This is a genomic window from Flexivirga sp. G2 (assembly GCF_055397625.1).
On the sequence record NZ_AP039675.1, the window covers coordinates 1,110,712 to 1,134,595 of the forward strand.

Genomic DNA, 23,884 nt, shown 5'->3' on the forward strand with positions numbered 1-23,884 from the left:
GTGATTGTGCAGTCGGCGCTGAACGGCGCAATACCAATGGGGTCCAGCGATTTTCGCGCGGTGGGGCCGTGGTTCAGAGCGGGCCGGCACGTCCCCTGAGTATCTGGGTCAACGCCGCGATGCACAGCGCGGACACCAACAACATGCCGGCCAGCGCACGCATCCGACTGCCGGAGACGAAGTAGACCGGTGGAGGACCGGAGCTGACCAGAACCTTCACCCGCTGGCTCGCGGCGACGTGTTGGGCGTCCTCGCGGGCCGTCACATTCGCCCGGATCTGCGTGACGAGGTTGTCGATCTTGGCGGAGACCGCTTCCGCGGTGGGGCCGGTGGCCTGGACCTGCATGCCGGCTTCGCTGAAGGAGTACGACCACTGGCCGCCGACATTGGGTTGGATCACGGAGGATCCGTCATACACGCCGCTGTCCAACAAGGTCACATCTCCCGACACCGCCTGCGGCGGCGTGTGCAGACCGGTGACGGCTCGCACGGTGACGCCGGCCAGGTCGATGAGGCTGTGGCGGGAGCCGGAGGCGAGCGGGTTGATCGCCTTGGTGAACGGGTCCCGAGCGTCCTGCGGATTCGGCGATGCGAACGTCACTTGGATGGTTCCCTGGTAGGCGCCGTGAATGCGGAAAGCCCACAACCAGCCACCTGTCAGGCCGATGATGACGAGGACCGACAAAGCGCGTTTGCCTAGCAAGCTGACCCGGTTATTGGGGGGTTCTTTTCGCTGGGGCGGTGTCACGGAGAAAACCTGCCTTACGCCGAAGTGGCGATTAACGTAACAGCAGGTCGACAGCGGACCGCGCTTAATTTCGGGAACGTTCGAACGGAGGGGGATCTCGTTGAAGGTAGATCTCGCAGGGGCCATACGCCGGCGGTGGTACGTCCTTCTCCTCGGTCTGCTGATCACCCCGGTGCTCTGCTTCGGCGCCTTCCACGCCGTCGGCGCCAAGTACGAAGCGAAGGCGATGCTGTTGTTGTTGCCTCCCGGAGCGACTGTTCCGAAGGCGGGCAACCCGTACCTGAATCTCGGCAGCATGCAGCCGGTCGTCGGTGTCCTGTCGGATTCCATGCTGAGTCAGCAGACGGCCCAGGCCGTACGCGACGTCAGTCCCACGGCGAGCTACACGGTGACGCCCGATCCGACGACAAGCGGAGCGGTGCTGATCATCGACGTCAAGGACACGACCGCGCCGGGAGCAGCCAAGGTCATGAAACTGCTGGCGACCATGGCGCCTCAGCAACTCCGTCAACTGCAGGCGGATGCCAACACCCCCTCACACGGACAGATCACCACCGACCTGGTGGCACAGGACACCAAGCCGGTGGCCAGTCACAAGAGTCAGCAGCGAGCCGGCCTCCTGGTCGGGGCCATGGGCGTCGCACTGACGGTCCTGGGCGCGGCATTCGTCGACGGCTTCGCCGTGCGTCGGGAGCAGCGGCGGGCCGCCCGCCCCAGCAGCACACGAGCCGGCGAAGTCGAGGCGAACCCGCCCTCGGCCGGGCGGCGCACCAACGCAGAGGCGCAGGTGGTCGACTCCGTCCCGGTAGTGGACGAACCGGACATGACGCGCAGCGTGATCGACGCCGAGCCTTTTGCGATGGACGAAGCGAACGACGAATCCGCTTCGAGGGCGGTCGACATGCCATATCTCAGCAGTCGCTCCTGACTCCTGGCGTCCGGAGCGAACATGACGGATTTGCAGGTTGACGAGGAGACCCGCCATGCGGCGGTGGCCGCGGAGCCTCCGGAGGAGGCTCGGACGAGCTGGCGGATCCGGCGTTTCGACGCCTCGGCGGTGCTCTCCCTCTACGTGTGGTTGTTCGCATTCATCCCGTCGGTCCTGGTCTTCGCGCCACTCGGAGCGGCCGGCACCCCGGCCCAGATGCTGGGCATCCTGCTCTTCCTGTGGTGGTCGGCCGAGCGGCTGAGACGCGGTGATCGTGCCCATCACACCGGCGCGGCAATCAGATTCGCACTCACCGTTTATGCGCTGGCGATGGTCGTCAGCTACGTGGCCGCCGCCACGCGGCCGATCGCACCATTGGAGATCAACGGTTCCGACCGGTCACTGATCAGTCTGACCGCGTGGAGCGGGGTGCTCCTGATCGGTATCGACGGTGTCGCGAGCCGCGACCGACTCGATCGGCTCGTCCATCGCATCGCGGTGGCCGGTGGCGCGGTGGGTGCTCTCGGCCTGATCCAATTCGTCACCAAGCGGCAGTGGATCGATCTGATCCAGATCCCGGGCCTGAGTTTCAACTCGGACCTCGAGTCGGTCAGCCGCAGCGGGTTCGACCGCCCGGCCGGCACCGCAACACATCCCATCGAGTTCGGCGTCATCATCGCGATGTGCCTGCCGATCGCGATCCACGACGCCATGCACGGGCGGCCGGGGCGCTCTGTCCTGCGTCGCTGGTGGCCCGTGGCAACCCTGGCGATGGCCTGTCCGGTGAGCATCTCCCGCACCACGATCATGTGCCTCGTCCTTTCGTTGCCGATCGTCGTCGCGGCGTGGCCGCGAGCCAGAAGGCGCGTGATGTATCTGGTGACGCTCGGGGTTCTCGGGGTCTTCTACGAGCTCGTTCCCGGGATGCTCGGCACGCTCGCGGGCATGTTCACCGGCATCAGCACCGACGGCAGCGCGAAGTCACGGACGGACAGTTACGCCTACGCGTTCGAGTTCATCGGTCGCTGGCCCGTCTTCGGTCGTGGCTACGGAACGTTCCTGCCGCAGTACCGGATCTTGGACAACATGGTGCTGGGCGTCCTCATCGGTGGCGGCATCGTCGGTCTCCTGGCGACCGCCTGGTTCGCGCGGTCCGCGATCGTCACCGGCCTGCGCGTCATCCGGCGATCGCGGCGCGGCACCTGGTCGGACTCACTGGCGAGATCCCTTGTCGCAGCTGTCATTTCGGCGTTCGCGAGTTTCGCGACCTTCGACACCATGGGTTTCCCCATGGTGCCTTGCCTGCTGTTCCTCGTGGTCGGACTACTGGGCGCGTTGGCACGCGTACATGCGACGGAGAATGACGATCGTGCGTGACACGGTGGATGAGGTCATGTCGGAACGCGGGCCCGCGAAGGTCGCGATCGTCTGTGTGACCCACAACAGTGCCGACCTCATCGCGGGCTTCCTCTGCCGAGCCCTGGACGGTCAGGTCGAAGGCACCCACCGGATAGTGGTGGTGGACAGCGGTTCGACCGACGACACCCCGGCGGTGGCCAGCGCGGTCTCACCCGCCGTCGACGTCTGCGTCATGGCGAGGAACTGCGGATACGCGGCCGGGATCAACGTCGGCATCGACCACGTGCGACGGACCGGAGGGGCGGCCGCATTCGTCGTCGCCAATCCCGATGTCCTGCTCGGGGCGGACGCCGTACAACCGTTGCTGGAAGCGCTGGCGCTGGACGATGTCGGGGTGAGTTGCCCGATGATCGTCGATCAGCGCGGTGATCGGGACGACTCGCTCAGTCGGCTGCCCAACGTCTGGACCGGCTTCGTCAGCGCGATGATCGGGGCTCGCCTGACGGCCGCGCTCGGGTTGCCGGTGGAGGTGTTGCGTGACGAACGGGACTACCGGCACGCGCACCCCGTCGGATGGGCGTGTGGTGGTCTGCTGGCGATCTCGGCCGAATGCATCGATCGGGTCGGGCTCTGGAACGAGGCCTACTTCATGTACGAGGAGGAGGTTGATTACTGCGAGCGGTTGTCGAGGCACGGACTCCTCATCTGGTACACGCCGGGCGCCGTGGTCGTGCGCGCCGTCTCCAGCGACGCGAACGCACCCTGGCGGCACGCGCTGTCGCAGATCAACCGAGTGCGCCGGGAGAGCATGAGCGGTCGTGGGTCGCTGCGCAGAGCGCAGTTCGTGATCGAGAACATCCTGCGGGTGCGGCGTGCTCGGTCGCGGGCGGCGCTGTGGGCGGTCCTCAGCAACGCGACGCCACAGCAGGTCATGAACCGGTACCGCCCCGGATCAGACATCGCGGTCGGCCCGGCCGTACCCGCGGCGCCCGCCCCGTATGGCGTACTGGCCGGAGCCGCCGTGCGGCACGGCGACGCGGCTGCACCGCTCGACGTGTCTGTCGGTGGAGGGTGACATGCGCGAACACACCGGATCGCCGGAGCCGGCGCTCGCGATCGTCACGCCGACCTACTCCGTGGACTACGACGTCTTCACCCGGCTACGCCGATCCGTGCAGCGCTTCGCTCCCGCGGACACGGTGCACTACTTGATCGTTCCGGAGGAGGACCTGCCACTGTTCTCGAGGTTCGCCGGGCCGAGCTGTGTGGTGTGGTCCGCGCGTGAACTACTCACGCCCTCGATCCGGTTGACCCCGTGGCTGTCCCGGCTCAGCGATCGTCTGCCCAGGGTGCCCGCCTCCGCCCGGGTCGTGGCGATGGAGCCGCGGCATCCGGTCCCACCGATCCGCGGCTGGATCCTGCAGCAGGTGTTGAAACTCGCGGCAGCCGATCGCATGTCCGCACGTACCGTCCTGGTGGCGGACTCCGATGTGGAGCTGATCCGACCGCTGCGACCTGAGGCGTTCCACCGCAACGGGCACATGTCCTTGTACCGGCGGGACGACGCGGTGACCGAAGCGCTGCCGGACCATGTCCGGTGGCACCGGGCCGCCCGCGCCCTCCTGGGCCTGCCGGCGGGCGCACCGCCGTACCACGACTACATCAGCGCGTTCATCGCGCTCGACACGGACGTCGTCCGCAGGTTGCGTGCCCATCTGGAGGCGGTCCACGGCATCTCCTGGCAGCGCGTCATGGCACGACAACTGAACTTCTCGGAATGGACGCTGTATGGCGTGTTCGCCGACGAGGTACTGGGCTGGCGTGACGACCGACAGCTGCACAGTGCGACGTCCCTGTGTCACGAGTACTGGGGCACCACGCCGATGCGTGCCGAAGAGGTCGTCGACTTCGCGGACGGTCGCCGTGCCGAAGACATCGCCATGATGATCTCGGCGAAGTCGCGTACCGCCATGTCGGTCCGCACCGCAGCCTCGGAGCTACTGGTACCGTCGGCGCTGAACTAGACGCAGAGGACCCCGCGGATCAGGCCCGGCGGGTCGGTGTCGGGACCGATCCCGGTGCACGGTCGTCGGATCCGAGCCTGGTGATGACGTAGAACCAGGCCGAGGATGCAGCGGTGTCGGTGGTGTCGACCGGCGCACCGTATTGGTCGACCAGGGCGGTTGACCCGAAGCCGTGCGCCCGCACCTCCTCCCGCGCCGCCGCGGTGGTGATGTAGTGGACGACGAGGGACCAGTCATGTGTCGGCATGGTGTCGATCGCCCAATCGCCATGGTCTTCAAAGAGATTCGCGTGGCGTCGAACATTCTGGAAGCCGGCCAGATGCGAGCGCGGTTGCAAACCTGCGCGAGCCACGAACCTCCCGACACGGTATGGCGAAGGGAGCTTTCCCGGCGCGTGGATCGGCCCCGGGTGCGCACCGTAGAACGGGCCCGAGCGGTTCAGGGTCGAGTAGACGAGGATCCCGTCCGGGCGCAGGACCCGCGCGAACTCGGCAAGCGCACGGGACCGCCGCTCGTGGTCGAGTGAGTCGATCCCGGCGTTGCTGAAGAAGACGAAGTCGACGGAGTCGCTCTCGATGTCCAGCGCGCAGGCGTCGCCGACTCTGATGTCTGCCCACGGGCAGTTCTGCCGGGCGGTGTCGACCATGGCCGGCGTGTAGTCGATCCCGGTGTAGTCGCCGCTGAGCAGACCGACCAGCCAACTGGTTCGTCCGGCGCCGACACCGACATCGAGGATGCGGGCACCCCGGACCTGATCGGCGACCTGCCGGATCGCGATGCGCTCGCCGGCGTCGTTCCAGTTGAAGTGGGTCCGGTAGGTGGACGCGCTCTGTGTCCACACCGGACTGTTCCCGTCGACGGATGTCGGCTCCGGTGTCGTGGTGTGCGTCGGACGTTCGCTCATGCTGTGCTCCTCGACTGGACCGCGCTCGCTCGGAAAACGGTCGTGCAGGTCCCGTTGGATGTAGGTGACCACGGCCTGTTGGCCGTTCTGTGTCATGAGCGGGTGGTCGATCCGCGCATCGATCGGAAGCTCGAACATCCCGCGGCGCCGCCAGCGCCAGGCGAACAGACCCGACCAGAAGGCGGATTCCCGGAAGTGGCGTCCGTCGTCCGGGCTCATGAGGAGCACGACGGCGGTGTCACGGCGGACCAGACCGTGAACGGCCGACAGGGGTGCGTTCCGGACGGAGACCTGACGGTAGAGCCGCCACGCGATGCCCCTTCGGCGCACTGCGGAGGCTGACGAGTGGCCCGGTCGAGGCAGGAAGGCTCGCCCGACCGGCCGGGCGACCTGCCGCTCGGCGCTGTGGAGGCGTTGGCCGCGACTCGTGTCGTGAATGGTGAGTATGACGTTGATCGGATAGACGACGGCAACGGAGACCCGCATCGCTGCTTCCAACGCGCTGTACGCCCCGGAACATAGCGATATCAACGCTATTCGTTCATTGTCGAACAGGGGATCGGACAGCGCATCCGGTAGGTCGTCGAGCCATTCCGGGCAGTAGAGCTCCCCGAAGGTCTGACCGGGTGACGTCGGACTGTCACCGGTGCCGGACTGGCTGAGCCGCACGCACCGGAAGCCGTCCGCGGCGAGGGAGCGGCACGTGTCGACCCAACGGCGGCCCGGACCGGTCTGTCGGTCGTTGGCGACATTGACGAACACGACCGTTGCGGACCGAGTGCGTGTGGTCGGTTCGGTGCAGATGCCGAAGAGTCCCGCGCGGCCGAGTCGGACGGCGGTCTCGATGACCGTTTCCCCTCCCGACTGCGGCAGGTCCAGAGCGGCGGACGGGATCTTGAGCGTTTCCGTGCTCCTCCGGTCGGCGTGCTGGACGATCCAGTCGACGACCTGGGCCACGGCTCCGTCGGGCACGGTGTTCTTGTCCATCGGGACATCGAGCATCTCCGACATCCCGGTGCAGGTCGCCCAGTGCACGGAGTCCGACGGCGGTAGACGCCGGCGCAAACCCCGCGGTGGGGGGCGGTCGTCCCGATTGAGGACCATCACCCGGTCGGCGTGGACGTCACCCTCCAGCGTCACCGGGTCGAGTCGGTGCAGCGCAGTCACCGTCCGGGGTGTGTAGCGATATCCGGGTGTCTCCACGGAGCCGTCACCGGACTCGCCGGGGCTCGGACTGCGAGCCAGGCCCTCGCGAAGCATGCTCTTCCCGCTGCAGCTGTCCCAGAGCACGAGCGTGTCCAGATCCAGCGCGCTACGGGTTGTCGACGTCGCGAGAAGTGTTGCCCCGATGCGCATTCCGAGTCCGCCGACGCGTGGCACGCCGGTCGCGCGGAGCGCGTCATACGCATCCGTGATGCTGGTCAGCCAGGCGTCGACCCGATCGGGATCCGACCAGAGACCTGTGGAGTCGCCCGTCCCGTGGTAGTCGAACCGGAGCGAGGCGATGCCCTGCTGGGCAAGACCCCATGCCGTGCGCCGGAGGGTCTCGTGCGCGTTGTGTTCCTCCTCGCCGATCGGCGAGCAGAGGAGCACCCCGTAATCGGAACAGCCGGAGTCCGGCGCGCAGAACCAGCCGAACAACGCGCGGCCGGTCGGCCCGAACCAGGTCGGTGTGTCGATCACATCGCCACCGCGATCCGGGTCGAGTGCGACGCGTTGAGCGCGGTCACATCGCCGCGAGGTGGCCCGGGAAGGGCGTCGGGCAGTCTGCGCAGTCGCACCGAGCGAGCCGTGCCCGGCAGCAGATGGAACCAGTTGTCGGTAGCCTGCCAGCCATCGATGGACACTTGCACCCACTGTGCGAATCGCGCGGCGGACACGTCCAGCACCCAGCCCTCGGGAGACTCCTGACGGGCGGTGGCCTCCAGCCCGAGGTGGGCGTCCATCGGTCGAATCCGAGCACCGGCAAGGAAATTCGCCTGCGACACCTCGGTTCCGTCGGGTGAGACAAGGGTGACGCTGACGACGTCGTATGCCGGAGGGCCGAACCGGTGCACGTAACTGATGTCGCGGAAGTCGCCGAGTGCGGTTGCCAGGTCGACGGTCGTGCCGGGTGGCGGTGCATGCACCGGAACGGTCGTCGAGTCGCTGATCTGCTCGCCGTCGTGGACCAGGTCGATTCGGAGCACCCCGTCCCAGGCGAGCGGGCCGTCGTTCGCGATGTGTATGCCGAGCCCGTTGACGCCCTCGTCGGTGATCATGACGGCGACCGGCTGCATGAGGCGTCGCATGACGTACCACGGTGCCTTGGGCCGTCCGTGGCCGTCGATGATCCCGATCCCGCCGCCGAACCCCACGTCGTGGCCCTCGAAGACGATCGCGCCCGCACAGGTCGAGTCGGGGCGCCGCCACTCGGAGAGGACGTCGTCGAAGACAGTGGCGACCGTGGCTCTGGCGATGGCGGCGGCGCGCACGGCGTCGGTCCGTCTCAGCTCGATGGGGTCGAGGCCGAAAAGGTGCCGCGTGTACCACTCGCGGATGTCCTCCAGGTCCCAGGACGACTGAGCATCCCTGTGGATCAACGATTTCCACGCGGGGTGGTGTCCGAGTCGGCGTAGCGCAAGGTCGTTGTCGGTGCTGTCCTCGGGCTCGGCCGGGCACGCCATACAGAGGCATTCGGAGGCGAAGCGGACCGCGGCACGGCGAACGTCGGTCGTAGGTCGCAGATAGGCGCCGACGCCGTAGTAATGGGACGGTCCCGAGCTCACCATGCTGGGCAGCGGACTCTCTCCGGGGGTGCTGCGCACGTAGGGGGTTCCGGGGACGAGCTCGTCGATCAGTTGGGGGATGAGGTCTGCGGCCACCGGGGCGACCCATTTGTCCGGTGCGACGCCGAGGTAGGCCGCCTGCTCCTCGGCATCGCTGCTGCCGCAGAGCACCGCCAGGCTCGGCCGCCCGCCGAATGCCCTGAGCAGTTGGTCCACCTCTGTGCGGAGATCGGCTGCGAATTCCTGGTCGTCGGGCGCGTCGAAGAACGCGAGCATGCAGTCCTGCCAGATGAGCAGGCCGAGTTCGTCGCACAGGTCGAGGAAGTCCGTGCTCGGGTAGACGCCCGTGCCGCTCACCCGCACCAGGTTGTGCCCGCCTTCACGCAGTGTCTCGAGGCGGTGCCGGAGATTGACGTCCTGCAAGGACACGGGGTCGGTCGGTGACCAGCACACGCCACGCGCGAAGATCGGAATCTCGTTGACCAGCAAGGTGAATGCGCCATCGGTGCGGTCCACCGTGATCGTCCGGAAGCCGACCCGACCCATCGGGATCTCCGCGTCACCGGAGGCGATGGTGACGTCATACAGCGGCTGCGGGCCGTGGGTGTGGGGCCACCAGCGCTCCACGTGCGGGACGCGGACCTGACCTGTGACGGTCACGAAGCCGTCGCGTTCGACGACCTCGCACTCCGCGGTCGCGCCGCCGACCCGGAGCCGAACCGGACCCGTGACGAGGCCGCTGGTCAGGTCCGCCGTGAGCTGCACGGTTCCCGCTCCGTCCGCCGTGCAGGTTGCCCGCAGCAGAGTTGTCCGCGCCGTGGCGGTGTCCGATCGGCGCAGGGTGATCGGGCGCCACGGTCCGACCGGGGCGGGCGACTGGACGCCTCCGACCTGACGGCCGAGCAAGGTGGTGCGGATCCAGCGCAGGTTCTGATGCACCAGGTCGGGGCTCTTCCAGCGTGGCCTGGCGCGGCGTCGGGCCAGGATGGGCTGCAGGGATCGGCAGTGCACCAACAGGGTGTGAGGGCCTTCGTCGAGTTCGATCTCGACGTCGTGGCTGACGAACATGTTGCTGCTGTCGAGGACCGGTTCCTGGTCGATCCGCACCTGTGCGTATGTCGCGAGTCCGTCGCTCCTCAGGGTGTGCCTTCCCGGCCCGCGAACCGTGAATTCGCAACGCCACCACCAGTCTTCGGCGTCGTAGTTGCGGACCAGGGCCGAGGGATCGTTCTTCTGCTGCAGCGCTTGCGCTGCCGTCCCGGGGACCGGGGCAGGGATCCAGCCCGACTCCGGGGCGACCGTCGAGCCGACCGTCCCGGAAGCGCACTCCCAGGAAACGTCGGCGAGGAGATCGGCCCCGCCGTTCACAACCCGACCAATGCAGCGGTCGCGGTGCGCGCCCGCGCCCACTCGTGTGCCATCTGCTGCATGGTGGGGCGCAGGTCGATCGGCCGGCCGCGCGCTGCGCGTGCCAACGCGAACTGCAATGCCTTCGCCTGCTCGGCCAGCGATGTCCACGGCTCGGCCGCCTCGCGCGCACCGTGCGGGCCGTCATGGTCCGCGAGCCACACCAGGAACGACGCCGCGGTCTCCGCGCAGGCGCCGCACTGGCGCACGGTCCCGAACGCCCAGGCGTGGAACGCCTCGGCTGGTTGCTCACGCACCCAGTCCAGGTCGGTGGTCATTCGCTCGGCCAATCGCGTCACGGGGTTGTCGTCCGGTGCGTCGGCGATGTGCTCGGCGAGCAACTGCGTCGCGAGGGAGGTGGCCTGCTCACCGGACAGCCGGTGCAGCCGTTCGAGCCGGATTATCTCGGTGTATGGCGGCAGGCCGGCCTCCTCGGCGTGCACGCCTCGATGGAAGACCCCGTCGAAGTCGTCGCCGTGCAACTCGAAGTAGCCCGCATTGTGGAAGTACCCGAGGAACCGGCCGGCGACGTCGACGGCGTTGGGGACGATCGTCGACTTCACGTGTTGGAGCTGGTAGGAGACACCCCCGGTGTCCGGCAGGTGGAAGGAGTCGACCTCCACGGTCATCAGCCTGCCCAGCGACAGTTGCTCGACGATGTGCTCCAGGACACCTCGCCACGGATTCATCTCGTGGACGTCGATGCCATAGGCGCGACGCAGGTCGGCCTCGGGATACTTGAAGAAGGTCCACTGGTCGCCCTCGAAGTCCCCGCTCACGGCGAAGGCGCCGGCGATCATCGGGTCCAGCTCCAGGGAGTGCAGCACCTCCAGCCAGACGTCGACGTAACAGTTGGTCTCGGTCCAGATCCGCTCCGTGGAGTGCAGCGGGTGCGTCCGATAGTTCTCCGCCCGGAGCGGGAGGAGTCGCGTGATCGACTGTCGTGCGACGGTCGCGGACGGCCAGCTGTGGATGGTCATAAGCCGAGCCGCATGCGTACCGGGCTCGGCCAGCTCTTCGGGTCGAGTCCGTGAGTCTTCAGCAGTGCGAGGGTGATTCGCTCCATTCCGAAACCGATGCATGCCGAGTGTGCGGTCTCGCCGTTCGCGGTGCGGATGGCGAAGGGCCCACCGAAATGGTCGATGTGGTAATTGCCGGAGGCGATGGCAGTGGGGAACTCCTCCGACGTGATCGGGCAGACGATCTCGTATTTCAACGTGGTCTCCCGCTGGTTCGCGGCGAGCATCCGGCCCGCGCGGCCGAAGAAGGGGTCATTGGCCACGACCTTCGTGACCGGGAGCCCCAGCCCGCCGAGGATGCCCAGGGCGCGCGTCAACCATCCGTCGCGATGTGCGAGGCACCGGTCCGGTTCGCCGACCGCCACGAACTCGTGCTGGCGGAAGACCTGCATCCGTGCGGGGTCGACGCTGGGTTCATGACGGAAGCAGAAACCCTGCACCTCCATCTGTCGTCCGCCCGGGGGCAGCGTGCCGGTCAGGCTCGGGTACAGCGGGTGACAGGCGGCGGAGCAGAGCATGACCTCGGCCGGTGTGAGGTACTGCGTCCAGTCGGCACCCGTCTCGAGCGCGTTCAGGAGGGCCGCGTGCTGGCGGTCGTCGCCGACGAAGGTGTCGACCGAACCGGTCAGGTCGGGGAAGGACCGCAGGTAATCGCTGCGAATGAACACATCGCGGGGGAGTACCGGCGGGAAGTACAGCAGCGGCTCGTAACGTCCGCCCCCCGCGTCGGACACTCGACGTTCGAGCCCGCGCACGATCGACTCGAACACTGCCGAACGTTGGTACAACCCGTCCACCGATGTCGCGACCAGCACACCGGCGTCGATCAGCTCTGCACGGAACTCGTGTTGGGCCGCCACGTGGTCGGGAACGGCGATTGCTTGCTCGACCATCATCCTCAACCCCGTGACACGAGCAGCAGTTGGGCGTTGTTGGCGTTGATGCGGTCGTTGTTGACCATCAGTTGTGCACCATACGCGTCCCGCAGGAGTCGCCCGAGCGTGAACGGGCTCTTGTTGGCGTAGCCGGCCATGCCGCAGATGAGCATTGCCCGCTGGACCACGTCGACGACGAGCGTCGACGCCGAGACCTTCAACGAGTTCATGTTGATCGCGAACCCGATCGACGTCGTCTGGGACTGGTCGTCCGAGATGGCGGTGTAGCGATCCCGGGCTGCGATCACCAGATCCTGGAACTGTTGCAGGACGGTCGTCAGCTCGGCCAGACGCAGGGCACTCGGCGGTGTCACGTCCGGGTTCTTGTGTGCTGCGGCTTGGACGAACCGGCGAGCCTTGTCGCTCGCCGCGCTCGCGATCCCGAACCAGAGCGAGGACCACAGGATGTGCGAGACGGGAAGCATGGTCTGGGACGAGATGTCGCCGTACGGCACCGGCAGGACATCCTCCCGATCGCCGGACACCGACAACACGAATCCGAGGCTGCAGGTGCCGCGGAAACCGAGCGCATCCCAACCGGATTTCGGCTCCAGCGTGAAGTTTTCGCGGCGGCACAGGACGAGGACCTGATCGTTCGGCGGGCTGTTGGGAGTCCGCCGCGCGGTCGCGAGTATGGCGTCGGCGTGGGCGCCGTACGAAATGACGGGCGCTTGCTTGGTCAGCGTGAACCGTGACCCGTCGGTCTCCACGGCGCAACTGCTGTTGCGGACGTTGCCGCCGATGCCGACCTCGGTCGTGGCCGATGCGAGCAGGAGACCCTCGGCCGCGACGCGGCGGGTGAAGTCCCGCAGGGCAGGGTTGTCGCCATGACGCACCAGACACGCCACCTGGATCTGATGCATTGCGTAGACCATCGCCGCTGAGGAGCAGCCCTTCGCCAGCTCGGTGACCGAGCGCGCAACATCCTCCAGCGACCAGCCCAGACCTCCGTCCTCGACGGGGATGAGCGCGGCGAGCATGCCGGCGTCGCGCAGGGCGCCGATCGCTTCGGTGGGGAATCGTGATTCCTCGTCCACGGATTGCGCCGCCGGCGCAGCGACCTGCTCGGCGATGCCGATGGCGAGCTCGGCCGGTGACCGCGTGAGCGTCGGGCTGACGGGACCGGTTTCAACGATGCTGGACATGCGATCCTCCACTGTCACGCAGGCAATTGGGATGAATCGGCGAGCTCGCGCAGCGCCGATTCGATGGACTCGATGGACTCGAACGTGCTCTTGCGCAACATCGAATCCGGGAACTCGACGTCGAACGCGTCCTCCAGGCCGAGCATCACGTTCACGCTCGCGTGCGAGGTGAGACCTGCTCGGTAGAGATCGTCGGCGCGAGTGATCGTCGCCACCGGATGGGGCAGCCGACCGTAGGCCTCCAGGACCGCCCTGATTTGCTCTTCCATTCCCTTGTCCTTATCTCGTCAGCGACTCGGAAGTCATTGGTTGTCTGGTCCTCCCCAGCCCGACCACCGTGGCGACGGCGACCGCTCCGTCGTGCGCCAGCGACACTTCGAGGTCGAGCAGGCCGTTCTCCTCCGCCAGCTGGCGGGCGGCTCGGGTCAGTGAGATCTGCACCCACCCTCCGGGCATGCGCACGACCTCCATGTCGCGCCATTCCGGGATGATGTTGAGTGGTCGCAGCGCTTTCAACGTCGCTTCCTTCGCGCAGAAGCGAGCGGTCAATCCGGGTGCCAGTTGGTCGGGTTCGGCGTCATAGCCGCCGCAGGACTCGACCTCCTGTGCCGTGAAGACACGATCGAGATAGCGCCGGCCGTGACGGTGGATCGAGTCGGTGACCGATGAGATGAACTGGACGTCGGTGCCGACTCTGAGCACGAAGGCGGTGGCACCCGCGGCCTGACCGAAGTCATCTGCCGGCGGTCCGGGGTTGGCGATCGGATCCATCAGTACGCGCCCTCCGGCCTGACGACGGCGCGGGCTGTGCGCCACAGGATCTGCAGATCCAGCAGCACGGACCAGTTGTCGACATACGTGAGATCGAGACGGACGGAGTCCTCCCAGGACAGGTCACTACGGCCGCTGACCTGCCAGAGGCCGGTGAGTCCGGGCCTCACGTGCAACCGACGGATGGCGTCCCGCTCGTACTCGTCCACTTCGCTCCGCAGCGGCGGGCGCGGACCGACCAGCGACATCTCTCCGCGCAGCACGTTCAGCAGTTGCGGCAGCTCGTCGAGCGAGTACTTCCGCAGGAACCGGCCAACCCGCGTGACCCTGGGATCGTCGTGGCACTTGAACAGTCGGCCGTTGCCATCGTCGCGTTCCGCCCGGACCACGGCGAGCAGGTCCTCGGCGTTCGGGACCATCGAGCGGAACTTCAGCATCTCGAAGGGTTCGCCGTTCGCGCCGACGCGCTCCTGCCGGAAGAGGGCGGGGCCTCGCGAGTCGACCCGTATGGCGAGGGTGATGACGACGAGGACGGGGAGTGTGGCGATCAGCAGCAGCGCCGATGCGACCCGATCGAACACCGCCTTGTATCTGGCCTTCAGGCCGTGGATACCCGGCCGCTCGACCTGGAGCAGTGGCAGTCCTGCCGCCGGACGAATGGAGAGCCTGGGGCCGACGACGTCGAGCAGCCCCGGAGACATCATCAACTGGACCGAGTGCTCTTCCAGGAGCCACGACAGGCGACGCGTCGCACTCGGGTCCATGCCGGACGGCGAGGTCACGATGACGATGTCCGGTCGGATCCGCGCGACCGCCTCCATGACCCGTTCGACAGGGTCGGATGCGGGATGTCTCTCCAGCACGCAGCGTGCCGAGGGAGCGAGGCCGTGTGCGGGATCTCGATCCAGCTCGGCGACGAGGTGCTCGATCGCGTCGTGTGGTCCGACCACGAGTGTCCGACTGACCGCCTCGCCGGCAAGTCTCCGGCGGTAGAGCCGCCGGCGCTGGTGATGGCGGAGCAGGAGCGAAGCCATCGGTAGGACGGTGAAGAAGAACAGCACGGCGTAACGCGACAGGAGCGGTCGGCCGCTGTAGGTGGCGTACGACAGCAGACCGGTGAAGGCGAGGAGCCGGACGGACGCCGACACGATGGCCCGGAACTCCTCGGTGCCGGTCGCCAGATGCCGGCGATCGTAACCGCGAGCCCACGCGATCATCAGGGGCCAGACGAGCGGAGCGATCACCGTCGTGCCGATGTAGACGAGGGGGACCGGACGATTGCCCTGCGGCGAGATACCTGCCACGCGGGTGGCGACCACGGCGACGAACAGCGCTGCTGCAGCGTCGGTCAGAACGGCCCGATTCCGATATGTGACAACCCAATTCGTGAAAGAGCCGTCGGCTGTTCGTTCGCTCACCGCGGTGGGGACCTCGACGGCCAGAGCGTCACCGATATCGACGGGCACTGCATTGATCGGAACGACGTTCGGGAGTTCCACGCGTTGCAACGGCATCGCTGTCGCAGGTTCGCTGGTCACTGTGTCTCCTTCCCCGTCGCGGGCCGCCCCGATGCACCACACCCGTCACTGGGACGGTAGGGACGCCCGGAGGAGGGCGCCGACGAATTGCAGTTCCGCGGAAGGCACGGAATAAGTCGTCGTCGTGGGCCGGGTGCTGGGACGAGGGGCGCGGGCAGCGTGATGGACCCGCCGGAGGACCGACTTGCAGGCGGGACGGATGTCCGCAAAACGCAGGCGTTGCAGCATATGTGAGTGATTCTCTTAGCTCGGCAACGCGGGAAAAAGAGTAAAGACTTGGTCAAGTCTTGTTCTAGAAACCGTAAAGGAGTACGTTGCTGACACGCAGTTGGTAGAAGTCGAAGAAGCCAGGTCGCGCCCCTCGGGACCGACCTCTCATATGACCGCAACGCCCCCGTAGTGAAGCGTTGCTGTCTGCTTGTCCGCCCCCTCCTTTTGGGCTTGCGGCGTTATCTCATCTCGCCAGCACAGCCGCCAGGGGAATCGATGTCATCAATCGTCAATCAGCCACATTCGTTCGGGGAGGAAGACGGGTCCGTCGGTGCCGAAGTGCGCCGATCGGTTCTCGTCACGGGCGCCGCGGGCGCCTCGGGAAGGTCATTGGCCGAGCAGTTGATCGCTCGCGGCCTGCACGTGCACTGCACCGACCATCGGTCGATGGATGTGCCGGCCGCGGAGTGCCATCTGATGCCGCCGCCGACCGATCCAGGCTTCCTTCCGTCGCTCGCGCGACTGGTGCGGACCGAAGGCATCGGCCTCGTCATACCCGCGAACAGCGCTGCGCTCTTTGCGATTTCGCTGGGACGAGAGGCGTTCGGAGAGAATGTCGAGGTCGTCATGCCGAGGCCCGGTCCGACGGCCACGGCACATGATCGTCTGCTGACCGCCTGGGGCCTGTGGTCGCACGGCATCGCCGTGCCGGACTTCGGAGTCCCCAGCGACTTCGTCGGTGCGGCCGCCCGGCCCTCGTTCCTACGCGGCCCGGTCATCATCCGGCCCCGCTGGGTCGACAGCGAGCACGCGACCGTCCTGGTCGACAAGCCGGCCGAAGTCGACTGGGCCGCCCTGGGCGATGACCTGTTGGTGCAGGAGTTCGTTCCCGGCACGGCATACAAGGCAGTGACCTACCGGCCGACGTCCGGCCGAGGACGACTGACGACCGTGCTGGAGGAGACCATCGTCGACGACGGCGGCGAACTCGCCACGGCATGTGCCGTCGGGACGAGCACCGTGCCCGAGGTCGAGCGCGTCGCCCAGGCTGCCGTTCGTGCGCTCGGTCTGACCGGTCCGGTGGAGGTCTCGCTGCGGGTCAGCGCGGGCGCGCCGCCGACGGTGCTCGACGTGCGGGCCTGCTTCGGTCCGCACAGCCAGCTGGTGCCCGAGCTGCTCGACGCGGTCCTGCGCGACCATCCAGAACGAGCACCCGGAGAAACGCCCCAACAACGTTCCAGCACAACGACTTTCGGCGGTTCGCGAACAGGTCGTGCCATCCCGATGGGAGCACTGCGATGAGCTGGGTGCCCGGGCGAGGTCGACCCGTCGTGATGCCGGAGGACAACACACCGCTGCGGGGTCGGACGATCGACGCGCGGGCCCGCATTGCCTGGCTGCTGCGGTTGAGCCGGTTGGCCTTCGCGCCCGGTCCGGCCGGTCGGTTCGTCGAACTGCTGCGGGCACAGGGTTGCGCTCTGGGGCCGAGCACCCTGTGCCGCTACGAGACCGGCGTCGAGGCCGTCCCGAAGTCCGTCGTGCGGGCTTATGAGAAGGCGCTCGCGCTGCCGGCAGGGAGCCTGCTCGGAGTGTGCCTCGGTATCGACCGCGCCTTCGGGCCGGCGTTGGCGGCCGAAGGGCCGCAGAGCGTGTCGCGGGCCGCATTGAGCGACGCACTCGGGGAGTGGGAGGACCGGATGGCGGTCGGCTCGATGGCCGGCACCGACTGGATCCACCTGGCCGACGGGATCACCCGACCGAATGGTCCGGTGCTGCCGCCGTCGATGCTGCACGACTGGGTGGCGCAATTGGTCTCCGAGACGATGCGGGCAGTGCGTCACGCCTACACCACGCGAGCCCATGCGCTGGATCGGCTGCTCGCGGATCGAGCCGCGGGTCGCGTCGTACTCGACGCGGTGGCGCAGGCTGTCGCGGAACCAGGTGCCCAGTCCGTGGAGAAGGTGCTCCCCGTGCTCGGCAACAGTCGCGATCCGGAAGTGCTGCGCTGGCTGGTGGAGCACTTCGATCACTCCGACGGGCAGCAGATGTGGGGCGCGGCATACGGGCTGCTCGCGCAGATCTGCAATGGCCGGATGCCGGCACCGATGATGCCATTGATCGTGCAGTCGGTCCTGAACGCGGCGGCTGACGGCCCAGGCCGCGGTGGCCCGGCTTTCCATGTGGCTCAGCGCATTTCGGCCGATCTGACACAGGATGTGGTGAAGCGTCTCGGTGTCTATCCGGCACCCTCCGCGGCCGGTGCCCGGGTGCAGAGCCCCACCGCGTTGAGCAACTATCGGGCAGCTGCGCTTCAGGCATCGGGCCTGGACGACCCGATGCTCGACCGGTTGCTGCGCGAGGCGCTGTCGCCGGACTTCCTCGAGCGCAGACACCACTCCTCGACACTGCTCGGCGTCAGTCCGTACCGCGGCGTCATCGTCGACGTCGCCGTCGAACAGGTGCGTGCGCCGTCGGGTCCGTATGCCGCCGAAGCCGCCGGCCACGCACTCGGCTACCTCGCGGTTCCCGAGCAGCGGGATCAGTTGGTCGAACTGCTGGAGACGGTGCCGGGGTCACGCGCCGACATACTCGTGGCGCTCGCGCGGGTCGGCGGGGTCCCTGCACACATCGACCTCACGGCACTGGCGGCCGATCCGGCGCTTGCGCCGACGGTCGTCTACGCGGCAGGCATGAGCAATCATCCTGATCTGGGACACTTCGCGGTCAGCCCACAGCTGGCCGGAACCGAAGTACAGCGCAACGCGATCTGGTGGCAACGGTCGGGGGCGGCTGTGTACGACGTGCCGGTCGGTGTGCCGAGCGATTGCCTTTCCCTGGCGGGTTGAGCGGCCCTCGCCACCCGCCGCAGATCGCGGCGCCTCCTTCTCGAACGGGGTCAGGTGTTTTCGATCGCTGTTCCACCCGCGGGGGTCCAGTGGATGGTGGCCTTCTCGAAGCGTTGTTTGCGGCCGGCGCCGTCGGGTTCTTCATCCGCGAGGGGATAGCCGAGCACCGCTTCGCGGCCCTTGGTTTCGAAGGTTTTGAGGATCTCGCCGTGTACGAGGTGTGCACTGGTGGTCTGTGACCACAGGGCGAGGGCTCCTTCGAAGTACTGGTAGCGGCCCTTGGTGCCGGCGGGTGAGGCGGCGGCGTCGGCCTCGTCCATGGTGGGGAATCCCCAGGCCTTCTCGGAGCCGGTCGACCGGAACTCGGTGTGGATCAGTCCGTGCACCATGAACGGTGTTTTCGATCCTGCCTTCCAGATGATCATGCCGTTGCGGAAGTCGCGGAAGCGACCGGATCCTGCGGGGTAGGTGCTGAATTCGTCGTTCGCCGGCGCGCCCATGATGTTCTGGTTGTCGCCTTGGAGCCACTTGGTGTTGATCAGGCCGTATGGCTTGAGAATGTCGACGCCTTTCCAGCGGACCGGGTGATAGGTCGCCTGCAACTCTCCACGGGAGTGGTTGTAGATCCGCTCGCCGCTTCCGGTGTGTTCCAGGGCTTGGAAGACGTTGCGGTCGGCATCGTTGATCCAGTGGCTGAAGATCATCACGTGTCCGGCTGCTCCGGGGTTGGGGTTGTTGATGGCGTCCCCGGGTTGCAGGTCGTTCCAGGCGATTTTGAATGCGCCGTGTGATTCCATCTCGGATGTTCCGTAGCCGGGGTGGGTGCGCCCCAGGCGTAAGCGGCGAAGCCGGAGCAGTCCTGGCGGTAGCCGTCGGTGTAACCGGGCGGGTCGGAGTTGTAGGGCAGGTTCAAGCTGATGCGGTGCCGGGCGCGATCGAGGACGTCTTGGCGTCCGATGGCTCCGAAGGCGTGTGCCGCGGGTGTCGGCAAGGCGACGGTGGCCGTGGCCGCGGTGACCGGGATCGCGATGGCCCCGGTGAGCAGGGTGCGGCGGGAGACGTGTGGTGTCTGTCGTGTCATGGTTCGAATCTCCTTGCGGTCGTTCACTTCTTGGTGATGACCGCGCCGCCGGCCGCGGTCCAGTCGATGGTTGCGTTCTGAAATTGCTGGATGCGGCCACCGTGGCCGTCGTCTGTTTCGTCGCCGGTTGGGTAGCCCAGGGTTGCTTCCCGGCCGCCGTTCTCGAAGGCCTTGAGGATTTCGCCGTGGATGATGTGTGTTCCGGTGGGCTGGGACCACAGGAACAGTGCGTTCTGGAAGTACTGGTATCGCCCGGTGGTGCCGTCGGGGGAGGAGTGGGCGGCCATTTCGTCCATGGTCGGGAACCCCCAGGCGGTTTCGGAGTTGGTGGCCCAGAACTTGGTGAGGATGTCGCCGTGGATCCAGAACGCGCCGGTGCCGGGCGACCACAGGATGATGCCGTTCTTGAAGAGTTGGAAGCGCCCGCCGTTCTTGGCGGCTTCTTCGGCGCGCACCAGCGGACCGACTTCGCCGCCTGCGCCGCCGAGTGCGGCGTACTTCGCGCCGATGACGCCATAGGGCTGCATCGCCTGGTTCATCAGGTTGCGGGCGGTTCCTTCGGCTTGGCCGTATCGGCCGCGGTATTCGGCGGCGGGGTTCTCTACGTCGGCAGCGAGCAGGCCGGCATCTGAATACCTGTTGATGCCAAGGTTGTTCGCCGTGTTGATCCACCAGTCGGTGGAGAACTGAATGTTCATGCGTTGCTGCACCGTGCCGTGCATGGCGCGCAGTTGGAAGACCCCGACGGAGTCCTCACCGCCGCAGCCCAGATTGTTCATGTGTGACTCGACCCAGCCGGACTCGAAGATGGCGAGCTTTGCCACGGGTGGCAGGTTGCGAGCCTGCGCGATCTCGTAGACCTTGCGGGTGACGTTCAGGTCCGCGTTCGCCGGCAGCGCACAGGCCAGGGAGGCCCGCAGGGTCGAACTCATGGCGGACAGGGGCACATGCGCGTCGAGGCGGGTGTCGCGCTGGGCGAATGCTGCCGGTGCGATACCCATCACAGCGGTGATGGTGGCGGCTGCCAGGGCGGTGCGGTTGAGGGTGTTTCGGGGCATGGCGACCTTCCTCGGGTTGTGAGGGTTGGTGGACTGCCGGTGCCGAGGGTGCGGCACCGGCAGTCGGGGGTCTAGTGACGGCGCGAGAGCCCGATTGGGCAGTCGCGACGAGGATTCAGAGCTGGATGCCGGCGCCCTCTGCCCAGACCACCAGCATGTGGATCAGGGAGTCGCCCGGCAGGCCGAAGGAGTTGAGCACCTTTGCCCAGTCGAGGGCGTCCGCGGCCTGGGACAGGCCGTTGATGACCCCCTGGTAGATCGGGTTCGGGTTGAGCAACTGGTTCGGTGTCGGTGACGGGAATGCCGGAGCGCCCCAGTTGACCGGCGTCGTCGGGCTCCACATCTGATTGGTGCCGTCGGCGTACGCCGCGGGATTGACCCACGCGGGCCCGTATTGCACGTGCGATCCGGGGAAGCGGGTGCCCTGGTTGACGGCGGCGACGGCGTTGGAGATGGGGTTGGCCAGGTTGCAGATCGGGTCGTCCTGCCGGCACAGTTCGGAGTACTTGACGTCCTTGAAGTCTCGCGGTCCGGTCATGTGCATTCCTGGCAGATCCGGCAGCACCGACATGATGCCGCCGGCCGGGCCCTCGACACCGGTGCTGCTCACCGCACGTCGGGGGTCGGCGATCAGGATCGCGTTCAGCTGGTTGTGCGGCACGGTCGTCTTGCCCGCGAGGCTCGCGGCGACGTTGCCGGCGATCAGTGCGCCGAAGGAGTACCCGGTGAGGGTGATATGAGCGTTCGGGCATGCCTTGTGGAAATCGACGACCTGCTGTTCCAGCGCCGGACCGGCGACACGTTGTGTCGTGTCCAGGTCGTGCGGCTCACCGACAGGAAAGATGCCGTCGTCGTAGTAGAAGTTCACCCGGTGCGCACCGGCAGGCACGACAGTGTTCTTCCAGGTGTTCCCGGTCGTGCCGTTGAGATGCCCGTCCACCAGGAAATAGACGTTGCTGCAGTCGGTTGCAGACGCTGACGGCGCAGCCGTGACTGCCCCCGCCGCGAGCCCCGTCACTGAGACAGCGACGGCAGCGGCTCCAGTAATCGTTTTCTTGAAGTGGTGCATGCGAGTCCCCTTGTGAGTTCCCTTGATGTTGTGGGCAGTTCGGCGATCACCCGATCGGGTGCGGCCATCAGCCCTGCAGCGCGATTCGCCGCTGATCTGAAGATAGCGACGAGACAAGGAAACATCAGCACGCAACTGGCAAACGTTTAGTAAAGAATTTTCAGGGAATCCACGAAAACCCGGGTCGGTGCTCCGATCGATGCCGCGTGTGATCCTGGCGAGCCGATAGCATTCGCGCGTGGGAGTACTCATCACCGGCGGTGCCGGCTTCATCGGCAGCAACTTCGTACACCTGACGGCTGCGACGCGACCCGACGTGCAGCTGATGGTGTTGGACTCCTTCACCTACGCCGGCGACCGTGCCTCGCTGGCGGGGCTCGAGGACCGGGTCCGGATCGTCGAGGGTGACGTCGCCGACGCCGAACTCGTCGACGAACTGGTCGCGGACGCCGACGCGGTGGTGCACTTCGCCGCGGAGTCGCACAACGATAACTCGCTCAACGACCCGTCGCCCTTCGTGCGGACGAACCTGATCGGCACCTACACGCTGCTCGAGGCGGTGCGCCGGCACGACGTGCGCTACCACCACATCTCCACCGACGAGGTGTATGGCGACCTCGAGCTGGACGATCCGGCGCGGTTCACCGAGGCCACGCCATACAACCCGAGCAGTCCGTATTCGTCGACGAAGGCCGGCAGCGATCTGTTGGTCCGGGCGTGGGTGCGTTCCTTCGGGGTGCGCGCGACGATCAGCAACTGCTCCAACAACTACGGCCCGCGCCAGCACGTGGAGAAGTTCATCCCGCGGCAGATCACCAACATCATCGACGGCGTCCGCCCAAAGCTGTATGGCGACGGGCTCAACGTCCGGGACTGGATCCATGTCGACGACCACAACCGTGCGGTGTGGACGATCCTGGAGCGCGGCGAGCTCGGCCAGACATATCTGATCGGCGCGGACGGCGAACGCAGCAACAAGGACGTCGTCGAGCAGATCCTGGTCGGGATGGGCAAGGACGCGGACGACTACGACCACGTGACCGACCGCGCCGGCCATGACCGGCGATATGCGATCGACTCGACGAAGTTGCGCCGCGAGCTGGGCTGGCGGCCGGAGTTCGGCACCTTCGAGGATGGGCTTGCCGCGACCATCGACTGGTATCGCGACAACGAGTCCTGGTGGCGCCCGCAGAAGGCGGCCGCCGAGGCTCGTTATGCGGGGCAGTCGGTGATCAACTGATGCGTTGGCTGGTCACCGGTGGCAACGGCATGTTCGGCACCGACCTGGTCCAGCTGCTGCGGCGGCGCGGCGAGGAGGTCGTCGCGGCGGGGTCCGCGGACTGCGACATACGCTCCCTCGCCGCGGTGCGGGAGACGATGCAGGGCTTCGACGTGGTGGTCAATGCCGCCGCCTGGACTGCCGTCGACGACGCGGAAACTCATGAGGCAGAGGCGTTTTCGATCAATGCGACCGGCGTTCGCAACGTCGCACTCGTTGCTGCCGAGACCGGCACGCGAATGGTGCACATCTCCACGGACTACGTTTTCGACGGCACCGCGACGACGCCATACGAGTCGGACCACCCGCAGAACCCGCAGTCGGCATACGGCCGGACGAAGGCTGCGGGGGAGTGGGCGATCCGGGCCACGAACCCGGACACACTGATCGTGCGCACCGCCTGGCTGTATGGCGAGCACGGCCCGAACTTCGTCAAGACGATGCTGCGCCTGGCCGGGGAGCGCGAGACACTGAAGGTGGTCGACGACCAGATCGGGCAGCCCACCTGGACCCGTGATCTGGCGACGTACGTCATGGACCTGATTGCGGCCGGCGCACCGGGCGGCTACTTCCACGGGACGTCGTCGGGCACCACCAGTTGGTTCGGGTTCGCGCAGGAGATCTTCCGGCTCGCGGGGCTCGATCCGGCGCGTGTCGAACCGTGCACTTCGGCGGATTTCCCGCGCCCCGCGCCTCGTCCCGCTTACAGTGTCCTCGGTCGGTCGGGGAAGGAGCCGATGCCGCAATGGTCGGCGTCGTTGCAGGGAATGGTGGATCTCGAGAGTTGAAGTCGCA

Annotated in this window: 21 protein-coding genes; 8 read left to right on the top strand and 13 right to left on the bottom strand. The window is 66.9% G+C overall.

Annotation, left to right across the window (positions count from 1 at the left end; all coding sequences use genetic code 11):
• Positions 1-73: 73 nt before the first annotated feature.
• Complete coding sequence (locus ACZ50J_RS05505; RefSeq protein WP_464300265.1) at positions 74-601, bottom strand: hypothetical protein; 528 nt, start codon at positions 599-601, stop codon at positions 74-76.
• A 247-nt stretch (positions 602-848) separates the two neighbouring features.
• Between ACZ50J_RS05505 and ACZ50J_RS05510 the strand changes: the two genes are divergently transcribed.
• From ACZ50J_RS05510 to ACZ50J_RS05525, 4 genes are read left to right on the top strand one after another with little or no spacing between them, the layout of a single operon-like run.
• Complete coding sequence (locus ACZ50J_RS05510; protein WP_464300266.1) at positions 849-1,676, top strand: hypothetical protein; 828 nt, start codon at positions 849-851, stop codon at positions 1,674-1,676.
• A gap of 21 nt (positions 1,677-1,697) precedes the next feature.
• A complete protein-coding gene (locus tag ACZ50J_RS05515) occupies positions 1,698-3,053 on the top strand; it encodes an O-antigen ligase family protein (protein WP_464300267.1) in 1,356 nt (451 codons plus the stop codon).
• The gene (locus tag ACZ50J_RS05520; protein ID WP_464300268.1) at positions 3,046-4,110 is read left to right on the top strand and encodes a glycosyltransferase family 2 protein; all 1,065 of its coding nucleotides are present in this window, start codon (positions 3,046-3,048) and stop codon (positions 4,108-4,110) included. The genes ACZ50J_RS05515 and ACZ50J_RS05520 overlap by 8 nt, the downstream gene beginning before the upstream one ends.
• A gap of 1 nt (position 4,111) precedes the next feature.
• Positions 4,112-5,059 (top strand): DUF6492 family protein, encoded by a 948-nt coding sequence (locus ACZ50J_RS05525; protein ID WP_464300269.1) that lies wholly within the window; start codon positions 4,112-4,114, stop codon positions 5,057-5,059.
• 19 nt (positions 5,060-5,078) lie between these two features.
• Here the strand turns inward: ACZ50J_RS05525 and ACZ50J_RS05530 are convergent, their stop codons facing one another.
• Genes ACZ50J_RS05530 through ACZ50J_RS05565 form a run of 8 tightly spaced genes read right to left on the bottom strand, consistent with a single transcriptional unit; the run spans position 5,079 to position 15,546 of the window.
• Positions 5,079-7,646, bottom strand: a complete 2,568-nt coding sequence (locus tag ACZ50J_RS05530; protein ID WP_464300270.1) for a methyltransferase domain-containing protein — start codon at positions 7,644-7,646, stop codon at positions 5,079-5,081.
• The gene (locus tag ACZ50J_RS05535) at positions 7,643-10,099 is read right to left on the bottom strand and encodes a glycosyl hydrolase 2 galactose-binding domain-containing protein (protein ID WP_464300271.1); all 2,457 of its coding nucleotides are present in this window, start codon (positions 10,097-10,099) and stop codon (positions 7,643-7,645) included. The genes ACZ50J_RS05530 and ACZ50J_RS05535 overlap by 4 nt, the downstream gene beginning before the upstream one ends.
• Positions 10,096-11,118, bottom strand: coding sequence for a DUF1839 family protein (locus tag ACZ50J_RS05540; protein WP_464300272.1), 1,023 nt, complete (start codon positions 11,116-11,118; stop codon positions 10,096-10,098). The genes ACZ50J_RS05535 and ACZ50J_RS05540 overlap by 4 nt, the downstream gene beginning before the upstream one ends.
• Positions 11,115-12,050 (bottom strand): amino acid--[acyl-carrier-protein] ligase, encoded by a 936-nt coding sequence (locus ACZ50J_RS05545; RefSeq protein WP_464300273.1) that lies wholly within the window; start codon positions 12,048-12,050, stop codon positions 11,115-11,117. Before ACZ50J_RS05545 ends, ACZ50J_RS05540 begins: the two co-directional genes overlap by 4 nt.
• Positions 12,051-12,055: 5 nt before the next feature.
• Complete coding sequence (locus tag ACZ50J_RS05550) at positions 12,056-13,237, bottom strand: acyl-CoA dehydrogenase family protein (RefSeq protein ID WP_464300274.1); 1,182 nt, start codon at positions 13,235-13,237, stop codon at positions 12,056-12,058.
• Positions 13,238-13,251: 14 nt separating this feature from the next.
• The gene (locus tag ACZ50J_RS05555; protein WP_464300275.1) at positions 13,252-13,506 is read right to left on the bottom strand and encodes an acyl carrier protein; all 255 of its coding nucleotides are present in this window, start codon (positions 13,504-13,506) and stop codon (positions 13,252-13,254) included.
• 10 nt (positions 13,507-13,516) lie between these two features.
• Positions 13,517-14,008: a holo-ACP synthase gene (locus ACZ50J_RS05560; protein ID WP_464300276.1), complete on the bottom strand. Its 492-nt coding sequence runs from the start codon at positions 14,006-14,008 to the stop codon at positions 13,517-13,519.
• Positions 14,008-15,546 (bottom strand): sugar transferase, encoded by a 1,539-nt coding sequence (locus ACZ50J_RS05565; RefSeq protein WP_464300277.1) that lies wholly within the window; start codon positions 15,544-15,546, stop codon positions 14,008-14,010. The genes ACZ50J_RS05560 and ACZ50J_RS05565 overlap by 1 nt, the downstream gene beginning before the upstream one ends.
• Before the next feature lie 486 nt (positions 15,547-16,032).
• On the opposite strand from ACZ50J_RS05565, the gene ACZ50J_RS05570 reads away from it, so the two are divergent.
• Both ACZ50J_RS05570 and ACZ50J_RS05575 read left to right on the top strand, forming a co-directional pair.
• The gene (locus tag ACZ50J_RS05570; RefSeq protein ID WP_464300278.1) at positions 16,033-17,058 is read left to right on the top strand and encodes a hypothetical protein; all 1,026 of its coding nucleotides are present in this window, start codon (positions 16,033-16,035) and stop codon (positions 17,056-17,058) included.
• On the top strand, positions 17,055-18,602 hold the full coding sequence (locus tag ACZ50J_RS05575) for a hypothetical protein (RefSeq protein ID WP_464300279.1): 1,548 nt from the start codon (positions 17,055-17,057) through the stop codon (positions 18,600-18,602). The genes ACZ50J_RS05570 and ACZ50J_RS05575 overlap by 4 nt, the downstream gene beginning before the upstream one ends.
• Positions 18,603-18,652: 50 nt before the next feature.
• On the opposite strand, the gene ACZ50J_RS05580 is transcribed toward ACZ50J_RS05575, so the two are convergent.
• The 4 genes from ACZ50J_RS05580 to ACZ50J_RS05595 form a co-directional block, all read right to left on the bottom strand.
• Positions 18,653-19,306 carry an LGFP repeat-containing protein gene (locus tag ACZ50J_RS05580; RefSeq protein ID WP_464301317.1) on the bottom strand — a complete coding sequence of 218 codons (654 nt, stop codon included), beginning with the start codon at positions 19,304-19,306 and terminating at the stop codon, positions 18,653-18,655.
• The gene (locus tag ACZ50J_RS05585; protein ID WP_464300280.1) at positions 19,306-19,683 is read right to left on the bottom strand and encodes a hypothetical protein; all 378 of its coding nucleotides are present in this window, start codon (positions 19,681-19,683) and stop codon (positions 19,306-19,308) included. Before ACZ50J_RS05585 ends, ACZ50J_RS05580 begins: the two co-directional genes overlap by 1 nt.
• Positions 19,684-19,706: 23 nt before the next feature.
• Entirely contained in the window at positions 19,707-20,741 is a 1,035-nt protein-coding gene (locus ACZ50J_RS05590; protein WP_464300281.1) for an LGFP repeat-containing protein, read from the bottom strand.
• 115 nt (positions 20,742-20,856) lie between these two features.
• Positions 20,857-21,759 (bottom strand): cutinase family protein, encoded by a 903-nt coding sequence (locus ACZ50J_RS05595; protein WP_464300282.1) that lies wholly within the window; start codon positions 21,757-21,759, stop codon positions 20,857-20,859.
• A 289-nt stretch (positions 21,760-22,048) separates the two neighbouring features.
• Between ACZ50J_RS05595 and rfbB the strand changes: the two genes are divergently transcribed.
• Together rfbB and rfbD are read left to right on the top strand one after the other, a co-directional pair.
• Positions 22,049-23,050, top strand: a complete 1,002-nt coding sequence (rfbB, locus tag ACZ50J_RS05600) for a dTDP-glucose 4,6-dehydratase (protein ID WP_464300283.1) — start codon at positions 22,049-22,051, stop codon at positions 23,048-23,050.
• On the top strand, positions 23,050-23,877 hold the full coding sequence (rfbD, locus tag ACZ50J_RS05605) for a dTDP-4-dehydrorhamnose reductase (protein WP_464300284.1): 828 nt from the start codon (positions 23,050-23,052) through the stop codon (positions 23,875-23,877). Before rfbB ends, rfbD begins: the two co-directional genes overlap by 1 nt.
• The last annotated feature ends 7 nt before the right edge of the window (positions 23,878-23,884 follow it).

What these genes read in the sequence shown, in the direction of transcription:
- ACZ50J_RS05515 (WP_464300267.1), top strand. Translation starts at nt 1,698, where the DNA reads ATGACGGATTTGCAGGTTGACGAGGAGACCCGCCATGCGGCGGTGGCC.
- ACZ50J_RS05525 (WP_464300269.1), top strand. Translation starts at nt 4,112, where the DNA reads ATGCGCGAACACACCGGATCGCCGGAGCCGGCGCTCGCGATCGTCACG.
- ACZ50J_RS05540 (WP_464300272.1), bottom strand. Translation starts at nt 11,118, where the DNA reads ATGACCATCCACAGCTGGCCGTCCGCGACCGTCGCACGACAGTCGATC.
- ACZ50J_RS05545 (WP_464300273.1), bottom strand. Translation starts at nt 12,050, where the DNA reads ATGGTCGAGCAAGCAATCGCCGTTCCCGACCACGTGGCGGCCCAACAC.
- ACZ50J_RS05550 (WP_464300274.1), bottom strand. Translation starts at nt 13,237, where the DNA reads ATGTCCAGCATCGTTGAAACCGGTCCCGTCAGCCCGACGCTCACGCGG.
- ACZ50J_RS05555 (WP_464300275.1), bottom strand. Translation starts at nt 13,506, where the DNA reads ATGGAAGAGCAAATCAGGGCGGTCCTGGAGGCCTACGGTCGGCTGCCC.
- ACZ50J_RS05560 (WP_464300276.1), bottom strand. Translation starts at nt 14,008, where the DNA reads ATGGATCCGATCGCCAACCCCGGACCGCCGGCAGATGACTTCGGTCAG.
- ACZ50J_RS05570 (WP_464300278.1), top strand. Translation starts at nt 16,033, where the DNA reads ATGTCATCAATCGTCAATCAGCCACATTCGTTCGGGGAGGAAGACGGG.
- ACZ50J_RS05575 (WP_464300279.1), top strand. Translation starts at nt 17,055, where the DNA reads ATGAGCTGGGTGCCCGGGCGAGGTCGACCCGTCGTGATGCCGGAGGAC.
- ACZ50J_RS05580 (WP_464301317.1), bottom strand. Translation starts at nt 19,306, where the DNA reads ATGATCTTCAGCCACTGGATCAACGATGCCGACCGCAACGTCTTCCAA.
- ACZ50J_RS05585 (WP_464300280.1), bottom strand. Translation starts at nt 19,683, where the DNA reads ATGACACGACAGACACCACACGTCTCCCGCCGCACCCTGCTCACCGGG.
- ACZ50J_RS05590 (WP_464300281.1), bottom strand. Translation starts at nt 20,741, where the DNA reads ATGCCCCGAAACACCCTCAACCGCACCGCCCTGGCAGCCGCCACCATC.
- rfbD (WP_464300284.1), top strand. Translation starts at nt 23,050, where the DNA reads ATGCGTTGGCTGGTCACCGGTGGCAACGGCATGTTCGGCACCGACCTG.